The sequence below is a fragment of the Enterobacter cloacae complex sp. P2B genome, assembly GCF_014895985.1.
Classification (GTDB): Bacteria; Pseudomonadota; Gammaproteobacteria; order Enterobacterales; family Enterobacteriaceae; genus Enterobacter; species Enterobacter bugandensis.
Window position 1 is genome coordinate 67,286 of the sequence record NZ_JADBQQ010000022.1, and the last position, 13,459, is coordinate 80,744.

Sequence of the window (13,459 nt, forward strand, 5' to 3'; positions counted from 1 at the left end):
TTTACGCCGATTTTTTTGCCGCAGGTCAATTCCCTTTCGTGACGGGATCGCCCATAATCCCCTCCCGGTTTGCACACCGGGAATCCAGGAGAGTTCATGTACTACCCCTTCGTTCGTAAAGCCCTTTTCCAGCTCGACCCCGAGCGCGCTCATGAATTTACATTCCAGCAATTACGTCGTATTACAGGAACGCCTCTGGCGGCCCTGGTGCGTCAAAACGTGCCGGAAAAGCCTGTGCAGTGCATGGGGCTGACCTTTAAAAATCCGCTGGGTCTGGCGGCCGGTCTGGACAAAAATGGCGAGTGCATTGATGCCCTGGGCGCGATGGGCTTTGGCTCCATCGAAATTGGTACCGTCACGCCGCGCCCGCAGCCGGGAAATGACAAGCCGCGCCTGTTCCGCCTGGTCGAAGCCGAAGGGTTGATCAACCGCATGGGCTTTAATAACCTCGGCGTTGATCATCTGGTAGAGAACGTGAAGAAAGCCCATTTTGATGGGGTGTTAGGCATCAATATTGGCAAAAATAAAGATACGCCGGTTGAGCAGGGTAAAGATGACTACCTGATTTGTATGGAAAAAGTCTACGCCTATGCCGGGTATATCGCGGTGAATATTTCCTCACCCAATACCCCGGGGCTGCGCTCCTTACAATATGGCGAAGCGCTGGACGATCTTCTGAGTGCCATTAAAAATAAACAAAATGAACTCCAGGCGATCCACCATAAATATGTTCCGGTCGCGGTGAAGATCGCGCCGGATCTTTCTGTCGAAGAATTGATCCAGGTTGCCGACAGTTTGGTTCGCCATAATATTGACGGGGTGATTGCAACGAATACCACGCTCGATCGTTCGCTCGTTCAGGGAATGAAAAACTGTGACGAAGCGGGTGGGTTAAGTGGCCGTCCGGTACAATTAAAAAGTACCGAAATTATTCGCGCGCTGTCTGCGGAATTAAAAGGCCGTTTACCGATTATTGGCGTCGGCGGTATCGACTCGGTGATTGCTGCGCGCGAGAAGATGGCGGCCGGTGCGTCACTGGTGCAAATCTATTCCGGCTTTATTTTTAAAGGCCCGCCTTTGATTAAAGAAATCGTTACGCATATCTAATCTTTTTTCTTAATCAGACAACCAGGGCTTTATTTCCAGCCCTGGTTGTTTTATATTCCGTCACTGTTGCTTATTTAGACATTATCGTCTTTTATTACTAGTGTTATAAACGAAGCGGCGAACAGGACATTTTTAGTACAGGACGTTTGGGGACGGGAGAGACACATGCGAATTAAACCTGACGATAACTGGCGCTGGTATTTTTGCGACGAGCATGACCGTATGATGCTCGATTTAGCCAATGGCATGTTGTTTCGTTCTCGTTTTGCCCGCCGAATGTTAACCCCGGACGCGTTTTCTCCATCGGGCTTTTGCGTTGACGATGCGGCGCTTTATTTCTCCTTTGAAGAAAAATGCCGCGACCTGATGCTCTCTAAAGAGCAGCGTGCCGAACTGGTATTAAATGCGCTGGTGGCTATCCGTTTCCTGAAACCGCAAATGCCGAAAAGCTGGCATTTCCTGCCTCACGGCATGGACTGGACGCCAGCAACGGGCGATGCGGCCAGCGTTAACCTGAGCGATACCGCCGAAGAGGTGAGTTTGTTAGTGGTTGAGCCGGGCGAAAATGCCGCACTCTGTCTGCTGGCGCAGCCCGGCGTGACGATTGCCGGGCGCGTAATGCAGTTAGGTGATGCGATCAAAGTCATGAATGACAGGCTGAAGCCACAGCTGCGCGTCGATGCCTTCAGCCTCGAACAAGCGGTTTAAGCTTCCAGTTGTACCGACGTTTTCGGTACGCAGCTACAGCACAGGATTGTGCCGTCATTTCCAATTGCAGATTTTTTCAGCGCACTCACTTCTCCCTCCAGCAGCTTGATGCGGCAGCATCCGCAAATTCCCGCGCGGCAGGAATACGGTACGCGAATACCGGCTTGCTCCAGCTGCTCCAGTAAAACCTGCTGATTGTTGCCACGAATAACCTTGCCCTGCCAGTGAATATCCACCCCAGTGGCGACATTCGTCTCAACCTCGACCATTTCTTCTTCCTGGCCTGAGCCGTACACTCGCGCCGGCCCGCGGGCGAGAATTTCAACCTCATCGCCTACGCGGATTGCGCCGCTGGATCGCGGGATCAGGTTCTGGCCGAAATCGACATCGCCGTTGTCCTGCGCGGTACGGAACGATTGCAGCGTTTTCAGCGGCTCGCCAGAAGGATGCTTCTGGCCTTTCTCAGGACTTATCGTGGTGAAAATGCAGCGGCTGCAGGGTTTGACGACATCAAAGATGACGCTGCCAATGCGGATGACTTTCCAGGTGTCTTCATCCCAGGCGTCCGCTCCGGTCACGACCAGATTCGGGCGGAACTGTTCCATCTGTACGCTGGCTTTACAGCGATTCTGTAAATCACGCAGAGACGCTTCGTTGGTGAGCAGGAACGGGAAGCCATCCGCGAAGGAGAGGGGAACGGCGTCGTGGCGCTTTACGCGACGCGTCAGTTCCGGCCCAACCCACCGCAGCTGCACGTCGCGGGAGAAGAAGCCGCTCAGCCAGCGGTTAATTTCATCCGGCGCGATGCGCGCGGTAAAATGGTTGCCCCATACTTCCGTTGGCGCGTCGACAGCCGCAAAATCCGCAAAGCGAATCACCGCGCTCGAACCGTCCGGCGCGGTAAGGTGCAAACCGTCGTGAAGCGGGGAAGGGGTAAAGCGAACCATCTGAGGGAACTGGCGTGCGGTGATAAACGTACCGTCAGGCTCGGTGACCATAAAAATACGATCGAAGGCGAACCCGCTCATGTCTGCCAGCGCGTGAGTGACGCCGATGCCGCGCATGGATTTCACCGGATGAATAAAAAGCCTGGATAACGTCGCCACTGCACACTCCCTCGAATGAAAATAAGCCTTCAACTTTATGACATACACGCCATATTAGCTATAATGCGCGACAATTTTCTAAGAGTAAAAGTGACGATATGAATTCTCTGTTTGCCAGTACGGCCCGTGGGCTGGAAGAGCTGTTAAAAACTGAACTGGAAGCCCTGGGCGCGCAAGAGTGCCAGGTGGTTCAGGGTGGTGTCCATTTTGAGGGCGACACGCGGCTTATTTACCAGAGCCTGATGTGGAGCCGTCTGGCGTCGCGCATCATGCTGCCGATGAAGGAATGCAAGGTCTATAGCGACCTGGATCTCTACACCGGCGTACAGATGATCGACTGGACAGAGATCTTCACGCCTAACGCCACCTTCGCGGTGCATTTCAACGGCGTGAACGACGAGATCCGCAACAGCCAGTACGGCGCCCTGCGCGTAAAAGACGCCATTGTGGATTGCTTCACGCGTAAAAATAAGGAACGTCCGAACGTCGATCGCGAAAACCCGGATCTGCGTATCAACGTCTGGCTGAACGGCGACACGGCGAGCATCTCCCTCGATCTGAGCGGCGCGGGTCTGCACCTGCGCGGCTACCGCGATCGCACCGGTATGGCGCCGATCAAAGAAACCCTGGCCGCCGCCATCGTGATGCGCTCCGGCTGGCAGCCGGGCACGCCGCTGCTTGACCCAATGTGTGGCTCCGGTACGCTGCTGATTGAGGCCGCAATGCTGGCAACCGACCGTGCGCCGGGGCTGCACCGCGGCCACTGGGGCTTCAAAGGCTGGGCGCAGCACGACGAAGCGCTCTGGAAAGAGGTTAAAGACGACGCGCAGACCCGCGCGCGTAAGGGCCTGGCGGAGTATACTTCTCACTTCTACGGTTCGGATAGCGACCCGCGCGTAATTGAACGCGCGCGCAGCAACGCCCGTCGCGCCGGTATCGGCGAGCTGGTCACCTTCGAGGTGAAAGACGTGGCGAACCTGACCAACCCGCTGCCGAAGGGCCCGTACGGGACCGTAATCAGCAACCCGCCATACGGCGAGCGTCTGGACAGCGAGCCTGCGCTGATTGCCCTGCACAGCCTGCTGGGCCGCAATATGAAGGACTACTTCGGCGGCTGGAACCTGTCTCTGTTCAGCGCCTCGCCGGAGCTGCTGAGCTGCCTGCAGCTGCGTGCCGATCGCCAGTTTAAAGCGAAAAACGGCCCGCTGGACTGCGTGCAGAAAAACTATCATCTGGCAGAGAAAGCGGCGGACAGCAAGCCAACCGGCGTGGCAGAGGATTACGCCAACCGCCTGCGCAAAAACCTGAAGAAATTTGAAAAATGGGCGAAGCAGGAAGGGATCGAGTGCTATCGCCTGTACGACGCCGACCTGCCGGAGTACAACGTGGCGGTTGACCGCTATGCGGACTGGGTGGTGATTCAGGAATATGCGCCGCCGAAAACCATTGATGCGCAAAAAGCGCGCCAGCGCATGCTGGACGTCATTGCGGCCACCATTGCCGTGCTGGGGATTGCGCCCAACAAGCTGGTGCTGAAAACCCGCGAGCGTCAGAAGGGTAAAAACCAGTACCAGAAGATGGGCGAAAAGGGCGACTTTATCGAAGTGGGCGAATACAACGCTCGCCTGTGGGTGAACCTGACCGACTATCTTGATACCGGCCTGTTCCTCGACCACCGCATCGCCCGCCGCATGCTCGGCCAGATGAGCAAGGGCAAAGATTTCCTCAACCTGTTCTCCTACACCGGTAGCGCCAGCGTGCATGCCGGTCTCGGCGGCGCGCGCAGCACTACCACGGTGGATATGTCCCGCACCTATCTGGAGTGGGCCGAGCGTAACCTGCGTCTGAACGGCTTAACCGGACGTCAGCATCGCCTGATGCAGGCCGACGTGCTGGGCTGGCTGCGCGATACCGACGAGCAGTTCGACCTGATCTTTATCGATCCGCCGACCTTCTCTAACTCCAAGCGCATGGAGGATAGCTTTGACGTTCAACGCGATCACCTGCGCCTGATGACCGACCTGAAGCGCCTGCTGCGCAAAGGCGGCACCATTATGTTCTCGAACAACAAACGCGGCTTCCGTATGGATCATGACGGCCTGGCAGCCCTGGGACTGAAAGCACAAGAAATCAGTCAAAAAACGCTGTCTCAGGACTTCGCCCGTAACCGTCAAATTCATAACTGCTGGTTGATTACCGCGGTCTGAAAGGAAAAATAAATGTCATTAATTAGTATGCACGGCGCGTGGCTCTCTTTCAGCGACTCACCGCTTCTCGATAATGCAGAGCTGCATATCGAAGATAACGAGCGCGTCTGTCTGGTGGGCCGTAACGGCGCGGGTAAATCCACGCTGATGAAAATCCTCAACCGCGAGCAGGGGCTGGATGACGGCCGCATCGTATACGAGCAGGATCTGATCGTCTCCCGCCTCCAGCAGGATCCGCCGCGTCATGTGACCGGCAGCGTGTACGATTTCGTGGCGGAAGGCATCTCCGAGCAGGCGGAGTACCTGAAGCGCTATCACGAGATTTCGCATCTGGTGATGAACGACCCGAGCGACAAGAATCTCAACGAACTGGCGAAAGTGCAGGAGATGCTCGATCACCACGGTTTGTGGCAGCTGGAAAACCGCATTAACGAGGTGCTGGCGCAGCTCGGGCTGGAACCCGACATGGAGCTGTCGGCGCTCTCCGGCGGCTGGCTGCGTAAAGCGGCGCTGGGGCGCGCGCTGGTCAGCGGCCCTAAGGTACTGCTGCTGGACGAACCAACCAACCACCTGGACATCGAAGCGATTGACTGGCTGGAAGGGTTCCTGAAAACCTTCAGCGGCACCATCATCTTCATCTCGCACGACCGTTCGTTTATTCGCAATATGGCGACGCGCATTGTCGATCTCGACCGCGGCAAGCTGGTCACCTATCCCGGAGATTACGACACCTATCTGCTGGAGAAAGAAGAAAATCTGCGCGTGGAAGAGCTGCAGAACGCCGAGTTCGACCGCAAGCTGGCGCAGGAGGAGGTCTGGATCCGCCAGGGCATCAAAGCCCGCCGTACCCGTAACGAAGGCCGCGTGCGTGCCCTGAAGGCGATGCGTCGCGAGCGCAGCGAGCGCCGCGAAGTCATGGGCAGCGCCAAAATGCAGGTGGAAGAGGCGTCCCGCTCCGGCAAGATTGTCTTCGAAATGGAAAACGTTAACTACCAGGTTGACGGCAAGGTGCTGGTGAAAGATTTCTCTGCGCAGGTTCAGCGCGGGGACAAAATTGCGCTCATCGGCCCGAACGGCTGCGGCAAAACCACGCTGCTGAAGCTGATGCTGGGCCAGCTGCAGGCCGACAGCGGTCGCATTCACTGTGGCACCAAGCTGGAAGTGGCCTACTTCGATCAGCACCGCGCGGAACTGGATCCGGACCGCACGGTGATGGACAACCTCGCCGAAGGTAAACAGGAAGTGATGGTGAACGGTAAGCCACGTCACGTCCTGGGCTACCTGCAGGACTTCCTGTTCCACCCGAAACGCGCTATGACACCGGTGCGCGCGCTGTCCGGCGGGGAGCGTAACCGTCTTCTGCTGGCCCGTCTGTTCCTGAAGCCAAGTAATCTGTTGATCCTCGATGAACCGACGAACGATTTGGATGTCGAAACGCTGGAATTACTCGAAGAGCTGATCGATGGTTATCAGGGAACCGTGATGCTGGTTAGCCACGATCGTCAGTTCGTGGATAACACCGTGACCGAGTGCTGGATCTTCGAAGGTGAAGGGCGAATTGGCCAGTACGTGGGCGGTTATCACGACGCAAAAGGGCAGCAGTCGCAGTCTCTGGCGCAGAAACAGTCGAAGTCCAGAACAAGTTCTGAACCTGCTGTAACAAAAGCAGAAACTGTCAAGAAAACCTCGGCTAAACTAAGCTATAACCTGCAGCGCGAACTGGAGGGGCTACCTCAGCGTCTTGAAGAGCTGGAGGCCGCGCTTGAGGAGCTGCAAGCGCAGGTTGCTGATGCCTCATTCTTTACCCAATCGCATGACTATACTCAGAAAGTACTGGCTGAAATGTCCGCGGCTGAAAAAGCCCTGGAAGAAGCATTTGAGCGCTGGGAGTACCTTGAGTCTCTGAAAAACGGCGCATAACAGGGATTAAATATGTGTGACCAGCACCATGCCGACAGGCATATATTATGCTCGCAATGCGATATGCTCGTGGCGTTGCCAGAGCTTGGTCACGGACATAAAGCCCAGTGTCCACGCTGTGGCGCGACGTTGACAACCGAGTGGGACGCGCCGCGGCAGCGTCCCACCGCTTACGCGCTGGCAGCACTGTTCATGCTGCTGCTCTCCAATCTCTTCCCCTTCGTCTATATGAAGGTGGGCGGGATGACAAGCCAGGTGGATCTGCTTGAAATCCCGGGCGTGATGTTCTCGGAAGATTACGCCAGCCTCGGCACCTTTTTTCTGCTATTCGTCCAGATAGTCCCGGCGTTTTGCCTGGTCGTCATCCTGCTGCTGGTTAACCGCGTCAGGATGCCGTCATCGCTGAAAATCCGGCTCGCGCGCATCCTTTTTCAGCTCAAAAGCTGGGGGATGGCCGAGATCTTTCTCGCAGGGATACTGGTCAGTTTCGTGAAGCTGATGGCGTACGGCGACGTGGGGATAGGCAGCAGTTTTATTCCCTGGTGTCTGTACTGTGTCCTGCAGCTGCGTGCTTTCCAGTGCGTGGACAGGCGCTGGGCCTGGGACGATATCGCCCCGGCACCGACGCTCGCGCAGACGGTGAAGGTCGGCGTGCCGGGTATCCGCCAGGGGCTCCGTTCTTGTCCGTGCTGTACCGCCGTGCTGCCCGCCGATCTTGAGGTTTGTCCGCGCTGCGAAACGAAGGGCCATGTTCGCCGTAAAAATAGCCTGCAGTGGACGATGGCACTGCTGGTCACGTCCGTCATGCTGTATCTGCCCGCTAATATTCTGCCGATTATGATCACCGATTTGCTCGGCGATAAAATGCCCTCGACGATCCTCGCCGGGGTCATACTGCTGTGGAGCGAAGGATCCTATCCTGTCGCCGGCGTGATTTTCATCGCCAGTATCATGGTGCCCACTTTAAAAATGATCGCCATTGCCTGGCTCTGTTGGGATGCAAAAGGCCACGGAAAACGCGACAGCGAACGCATGCATCTGATTTACGAAGTGGTCGAATTTGTCGGTCGTTGGTCAATGATCGACGTGTTTGTGATTGCCGTTCTCTCTGCGCTGGTGCGGATGGGCGGTTTGATGAGTATTTATCCCGCGATGGGGGCTTTAATGTTTGCACTGGTGGTGATTATGACCATGTTTGCGGCCATGACCTTCGACCCTCGTTTATCGTGGGATCGTGAGCCTGAATCAAGCCATGAGGAAGAGTAAGAGCATGGAAAATAAGAGTGGAGAGGCGAAAGTGCAGAAGGTCAAAAACTGGTCGCCGGTGTGGATTTTCCCCATCGTGACCGCGCTGATCGGTGCATGGATCCTGTTTTATCACTACAGCCATCAGGGACCGGAAGTGACGCTGATTACCACCAATGCCGAAGGAATTGAGGGCGGTAAAACGACCATCAAAAGCCGCAGCGTGGATGTGGGCGTGGTGGAAAGCGCAACCCTGACCGACGATTTAACCCATGTGGAGATTAAGGCGCGTCTTAATGCCGGCATGGAAAAACTCCTGCACGGCGATTCTGTTTTCTGGGTGGTTAAACCGCAGGTGGGACGTGAAGGGATCAGCGGCTTAGGAACGCTGCTCTCAGGTGCCTACATCGAACTGCAGCCGGGTGCAAAAGGCAGCCAGCCGGCGCAGTACCAGCTTCTGGATTCACCGCCGCTAGCACCGCCTGATGCAAAAGGTATCCGCGTGATCCTCGACAGTAAAAAAGCGGGCCAGCTCACGGCGGGCGACCCGGTACTTTTCCGCGGCTATCGCGTGGGTTCGGTGGAGAAGAGCACCTTCGATCCTCAGAAAAGATCCATCAGCTATCAGCTGTTCATCAATGCGCCTAACGATCGTCTGGTTACCAGCAACGTCCGTTTCTGGAAAGACAGCGGCATCGCGGTGGATCTGACCTCGGCGGGCATGCGTGTAGAAATGGGCTCGCTGACAACACTGTTTGGCGGCGGCGTGAGTTTTGACGTACCCGAAGGTCTGGACCTGGGGCAGCCGGTTGCGGAGAACACCGCTTTCCGCCTGTTCGACGATCAAAAAAGCATTCAGGATGCACTCTATACCGATCACATCGACTACCTGATGTTCTTTAAGGATTCTGTTCGCGGCCTGCAGCCTGGGGCGCCCGTTGAGTTCCGCGGTATTCGTCTGGGGACGGTGGGACAAGTGCCTTACTTTGTTCCAGGCCTTAAGCAGATGCTTGATGATGATTACCGTATTCCGGTGCTGATCCGCATTGAGCCTGAGCGCCTGATCAACCAGATTGGTGAGAATCAGGATATCGGCGAGCACATCACCGACCTGATGAATCGCGGTCTGCGCGGCTCGCTGAAAACCGGTAACCTGGTGACCGGCGCACTGTATGTCGATATGGACTTCTATCCAAAAGCGCCGCCGATTACCGGTATGCGTGAATTTGGTGGTTACAAGATCATCCCAACGGTAAGCAGCGGTCTGGCCCAGATCCAGCAGCGTCTCATGGAAACGCTGGATAAAATTAACAATCTGCCTCTGAACCCAATGATTGAGGCGGCGACAGGTTCGTTACATCAAAGCCAGGCGACAATGCAGCGCCTGCAGACCACGCTGGATAACATCAACAAGATTACTGCAAACCAGAGTATGCAGCAGCTGCCGCAGGATATGCAGAAAACGCTGCGCGAGCTGAATCGCAGTATGCAGGGCTTCCAGCCTGGCTCGGCGGCGTACAACAAGATGGTGGCAGATATGCAGCGTCTCGATCAGGTCTTGCGTGAACTGCAGCCGGTTCTGAAAACGCTCAACGAGAAGAGCAACGCGCTGGTGTTCGAAGCGAAAGATAAAAAGGATCCTGAGCCGAAGAGGGCGAAACAATGAAAAAATGGCTAGCGATTGCAGGAGCGATGGTACTCACGGCCTGCAGCTCCGGGAGCGAAACGAAAAGCTACTACCAGCTGCCTCTGGTGACGCAGGCGGTTACGCAAAGTTCCGCCTCGCAGGGCAACCGTCTGCTGTGGGTTGAGCAGGTCGCCGTGCCGGATTACCTGGCCGGCAACGGGGTGGTCTATCAGACCAGCGATGTACAGTACGTTATCGCCAACAACAACCTGTGGGCCAGCCCGCTGGACCAGCAGTTACGCAATACGCTGGTGGCGAATCTGGGCAGCCAGCTTCCGGGCTGGGTTGTTGCCTCCCAGCCTTTGGGAAGCGATCAGGACACGCTGAACGTCACGGTAACGGGCTTCCACGGCCGTTATGACGGTGCCGTTGTCATCAGCGGCGAGTGGCTGTTGAATCATCAGGGACAGCTGATTAAGCGTCCTTTCCATCTGGAGCTGAAGCAGCAGAAGGATGGCTATGATGAAATGGTGAAAGTGCTGGCTCAGGGTTGGGCGCAGGAGTCAGCCAGTATCGCCAGGGAAATTTCCCGGCTGCCATAAGTAAAATTCATCGTCAAAAACCGCAATCGGCCTGGTGCTGATTGCGGTTTTTTTTTCGTTTTTGCGTCAGGTTGTTACTTGTGCCGGGTCTCAATTTTTGTACAAATGATCTTCCAGCTAGCTCACAAATATGACACCCGTATGAATTTTGAAGATTGACGCTGGGACTAATTCGGGGTATTCGTTATCTGTGCCTGCGCATCTGGCGCGGACACTGTTTTCTTTCCACCAGACAAAAGAATGAGGGAAACGAGGCATGAAGAGACAGAAACGAGATCGCCTGGAACGGGCTCATCAACGTGGTTATCAGGCCGGCATCGCTGGACGTTCGAAAGAAATGTGTCCTTATCAGACGATAAATCAAAGGTCACAATGGCTTGGAGGCTGGCGAGAAGCCATCGGCGACAGGGCACTTATAGCCTGATAACGTCTCTTTAAAAAAAGAAACCTCCGCACTGCGGAGGTTTCGCCTTTCCGGGGTCGCTTAAAGCGATATCAGAACGCGGAAGTGTCCTGGAACAGACCCACTTTCAGGTCGTTCGCGGTATAGATCAGACGACCGTCTACCAGCACTTCGCCATCCGCCAGGCCCATAATCAGGCGACGGTTAACGATGCGCTTGAAGTGAATACGATAGGTGACTTTCTTCGCCGTAGGCAGAACCTGACCAGTGAATTTCACTTCGCCCACGCCCAGCGCGCGGCCTTTACCTTCACCACCCAGCCAGCCCAGATAGAAGCCAACCAGCTGCCACATGGCATCCAGGCCCAGGCAGCCAGGCATTACCGGATCGCCAATAAAGTGGCAACCGAAGAACCACAGGTCCGGGTTGATATCGAGTTCTGCTTCTACGTAACCCTTATCGAAGTTGCCGCCGGTTTCGGTCATTTTCACGACACGGTCCATCATCAGCATGTTCGGGGCCGGTAACTGTGGGCCTTTCGCGCCAAACAGTTCTCCGCGACCAGAGGCAAGAAGATCTTCTTTTGTATAGGATTCGCGTTTATCTACCATGTTCTCAGTAAGCCTTATTTTAGTGAAGGACGCAGGATAGCTAACACGTGTACGCTGAACAAGTCCGATCAGTTCGAACTGAACCAGCCCAGCCAGCGTAACGGCCATGGATAACGATGGCGAGCATCCTGCTGCGTCGCCTGAGCAATGCGCTCCTGGATAGTCTGCATCAAAGTTGTCTGACCTTCGCCATCCCAAACCAGGTTTGTCAGTAAGGGTAGTGCATCCTCAATCCCTTCGATGGCCCAGATGGCGAATTGTTCCTGTTCAACCGCGTCCAGAATATCCTGGCACAGGCTGAGATGGCGTACGTTGGGCGCCGGAATAATCACACCCTGTTTGCCGTTTAAACCGCGCTGCTGACAGACAGAGAAGAAGCCTTCAATTTTTTCGTTCAGACCGCCAACGGGCTGAGCACGACCAAATTGATCGACCGAACCGGTAATAGCAATGTTCTGGTTGATCGGCACGTCCGCCAGGGCGCTGATTAAGGCGCACAGCTCCGCCATTGAGGCACTATCGCCATCCACTTCGCTGTAGGACTGCTCAAACGTCAGCGAGGCGGAGAAGGGGATTTGCTGCTCAAGCTGCAGCTCAGACATCAAAAATGCCTGCATGATCATCATGCCTTTGGCGTGAATGTTGCCGCCCAGTTCGGCCTTGCGTTCAATATCGGTAAACTCGCCGTCGCCAATATGCACAACGCAGCTGATTCGCGAGGGTTCACCGAACGCGCGCGGATGGCCAGGAAACTCGATCACTGAGAGGGCGTTGATCTGCCCAACGCGTTCGCCTTCTGTCTCGACCAGAATTTGTTCCAGCAGAATTTCATCCTGCATGCGGTCAGCAAGATAGCCTTCGCGCCACTCTCGCTGCGCCAGCATCTGCGTGAGCTGTTCGCCAGTAAACGCACCGTTACCGCTGATCGTACCGACTTCACGCAACTGCTTGCCGATCCAGAGCGGGCAGAGCGGCAAGGTTTCCTGGTCACCGGTATAGCGAACGGCTTCGCGGATTAAACCCGGCCACGCGTCGGCGGCAGGCGCTGGCAATGCAAAACGTTCCGCCACGGCCATCACCCACTGACACCACTGCGCCATGTCGTCCGCATCGGCAATCTGAATGTTGTCTTCGTATTCGCTGTATACTGCCTGTTCGGCCAGTTCCGGCTCCATCTCCTGGAAGTCCGCCAGCGATTCGCGGTCACCCATCAGCACGACGGTCAGCGACAGCGGCATTGACGGCACGGAGACAGGAAGAGGACGAGACTCGTCGTAACCGACCCAGTCAAAGCGCTGTTGGGTCACAACTGTTTTCAGACGCATCCACAGTAGCGGCTGCGAGAGCAAAGTGCGCAGAGAGATGATGAGTACGCCGCCGTTTGCACGATGCACCAGCCCCGGCTGCAGGGAAAGCTCGCCGTTAAACTGGCGCAGACAGCCAAACAGCTGTTCAGCCTCGACCCAATTAGCGGTAATTACCTCGCCGTTAGCAGCAAAACGACCGTCGGCCTGGTCCGCCGGTCCGAAGGTAATATTATGCCCCGCGATACGATACTGGCCGCCAAATACCGCGGTGGTGTCTGGCCGCAGCTGGCGCGTGGCATCCCCAAGCAGCGACAGATATTCCGCTTCTTCCGGGGCTTTCAGCAGCATGAAGGGCGATGTCGCCCACGGGCTTAACGTCTGCTCCAGCGCATAATGTAAGCGTGGTTGCGTATCGCTAAGGATGAATTCGTGTTCTTTTGCGAGATCGGGCTGTGCAAACAGTTCCTGATAGCTCTCGGCATCCGGAACAAGGTCACGCCATGCTAGTTTCGTAATGGTCAAAGTTGATGTTTTTTAGTCAGATGTAAAAGCGTGGAGTATACCGTAAGCGGGGGGCTCTACCCAAGCAGGATTGGTGTTTCAGCAGGCGGATTGG

Annotated in this window: 11 protein-coding genes; 8 read left to right on the forward strand and 3 right to left on the reverse strand. The window is 55.8% G+C overall.

Going from position 1 to position 13,459, the window contains the following annotated elements; translation table 11 throughout:
• The first annotated feature begins 96 nt into the window (after positions 1–96).
• The gene (pyrD, locus tag IM313_RS18855) at positions 97–1,107 is read left to right on the forward strand and encodes a quinone-dependent dihydroorotate dehydrogenase (protein ID WP_045261711.1); all 1,011 of its coding nucleotides are present in this window, start codon (positions 97–99) and stop codon (positions 1,105–1,107) included.
• Between the two features lie 165 nt (positions 1,108–1,272).
• Positions 1,273–1,815 (forward strand): cell division protein ZapC, encoded by a 543-nt coding sequence (gene zapC, locus IM313_RS18860; protein ID WP_028012593.1) that lies wholly within the window; start codon positions 1,273–1,275, stop codon positions 1,813–1,815.
• Here zapC and IM313_RS18865 read toward each other — a convergent pair.
• Positions 1,812–2,921, reverse strand: coding sequence for a YcbX family protein (locus IM313_RS18865; RefSeq protein ID WP_192970870.1), 1,110 nt, complete (start codon positions 2,919–2,921; stop codon positions 1,812–1,814). The genes zapC and IM313_RS18865 overlap by 4 nt on opposite strands.
• A gap of 98 nt (positions 2,922–3,019) precedes the next feature.
• Between IM313_RS18865 and rlmKL the strand changes: the two genes are divergently transcribed.
• The 6 genes from rlmKL to rmf all read left to right on the forward strand — a co-directional run bounded on the left by rlmKL (position 3,020) and on the right by rmf (position 10,946).
• The gene (rlmKL, locus tag IM313_RS18870) at positions 3,020–5,128 is read left to right on the forward strand and encodes a bifunctional 23S rRNA (guanine(2069)-N(7))-methyltransferase RlmK/23S rRNA (guanine(2445)-N(2))-methyltransferase RlmL (RefSeq protein WP_028012595.1); all 2,109 of its coding nucleotides are present in this window, start codon (positions 3,020–3,022) and stop codon (positions 5,126–5,128) included.
• Positions 5,129–5,140: 12 nt separating this feature from the next.
• Positions 5,141–7,048 carry an ABC transporter ATP-binding protein gene (locus IM313_RS18875; protein WP_192970871.1) on the forward strand — a complete coding sequence of 636 codons (1,908 nt, stop codon included), beginning with the start codon at positions 5,141–5,143 and terminating at the stop codon, positions 7,046–7,048.
• A 12-nt stretch (positions 7,049–7,060) separates the two neighbouring features.
• Positions 7,061–8,314, forward strand: a complete 1,254-nt coding sequence (gene pqiA, locus IM313_RS18880) for a membrane integrity-associated transporter subunit PqiA (protein ID WP_028012597.1) — start codon at positions 7,061–7,063, stop codon at positions 8,312–8,314.
• A gap of 4 nt (positions 8,315–8,318) precedes the next feature.
• Positions 8,319–9,959, forward strand: coding sequence for an intermembrane transport protein PqiB (pqiB, locus tag IM313_RS18885; RefSeq protein ID WP_028012598.1), 1,641 nt, complete (start codon positions 8,319–8,321; stop codon positions 9,957–9,959).
• The gene (gene pqiC, locus IM313_RS18890; RefSeq protein ID WP_028012599.1) at positions 9,956–10,522 is read left to right on the forward strand and encodes a membrane integrity-associated transporter subunit PqiC; all 567 of its coding nucleotides are present in this window, start codon (positions 9,956–9,958) and stop codon (positions 10,520–10,522) included. The genes pqiB and pqiC overlap by 4 nt, the downstream gene beginning before the upstream one ends.
• 256 nt (positions 10,523–10,778) lie before the next feature.
• Positions 10,779–10,946: a ribosome modulation factor gene (rmf, locus tag IM313_RS18895; RefSeq protein ID WP_013097261.1), complete on the forward strand. Its 168-nt coding sequence runs from the start codon at positions 10,779–10,781 to the stop codon at positions 10,944–10,946.
• Positions 10,947–11,017: 71 nt separating this feature from the next.
• Here rmf and fabA read toward each other — a convergent pair whose 3' ends face one another.
• Positions 11,018–11,536, reverse strand: a complete 519-nt coding sequence (gene fabA, locus IM313_RS18900; RefSeq protein ID WP_000227926.1) for a bifunctional 3-hydroxydecanoyl-ACP dehydratase/trans-2-decenoyl-ACP isomerase — start codon at positions 11,534–11,536, stop codon at positions 11,018–11,020.
• Between the two features lie 68 nt (positions 11,537–11,604).
• Positions 11,605–13,365 (reverse strand): Lon protease family protein, encoded by a 1,761-nt coding sequence (locus tag IM313_RS18905; RefSeq protein ID WP_045261706.1) that lies wholly within the window; start codon positions 13,363–13,365, stop codon positions 11,605–11,607.
• Positions 13,366–13,459: the final 94 nt, after the last annotated feature.

What these genes read in the sequence shown, in the direction of transcription:
- pqiC (WP_028012599.1), top strand. Translation starts at nt 9,956, where the DNA reads ATGAAAAAATGGCTAGCGATTGCAGGAGCGATGGTACTCACGGCCTGC.
- pyrD (WP_045261711.1), top strand. Translation starts at nt 97, where the DNA reads ATGTACTACCCCTTCGTTCGTAAAGCCCTTTTCCAGCTCGACCCCGAG.
- zapC (WP_028012593.1), top strand. Translation starts at nt 1,273, where the DNA reads ATGCGAATTAAACCTGACGATAACTGGCGCTGGTATTTTTGCGACGAG.
- pqiA (WP_028012597.1), top strand. Translation starts at nt 7,061, where the DNA reads ATGTGTGACCAGCACCATGCCGACAGGCATATATTATGCTCGCAATGC.
- IM313_RS18875 (WP_192970871.1), top strand. Translation starts at nt 5,141, where the DNA reads ATGTCATTAATTAGTATGCACGGCGCGTGGCTCTCTTTCAGCGACTCA.
- rlmKL (WP_028012595.1), top strand. Translation starts at nt 3,020, where the DNA reads ATGAATTCTCTGTTTGCCAGTACGGCCCGTGGGCTGGAAGAGCTGTTA.
- fabA (WP_000227926.1), bottom strand. Translation starts at nt 11,536, where the DNA reads ATGGTAGATAAACGCGAATCCTATACAAAAGAAGATCTTCTTGCCTCT.
- pqiB (WP_028012598.1), top strand. Translation starts at nt 8,319, where the DNA reads ATGGAAAATAAGAGTGGAGAGGCGAAAGTGCAGAAGGTCAAAAACTGG.
- rmf (WP_013097261.1), top strand. Translation starts at nt 10,779, where the DNA reads ATGAAGAGACAGAAACGAGATCGCCTGGAACGGGCTCATCAACGTGGT.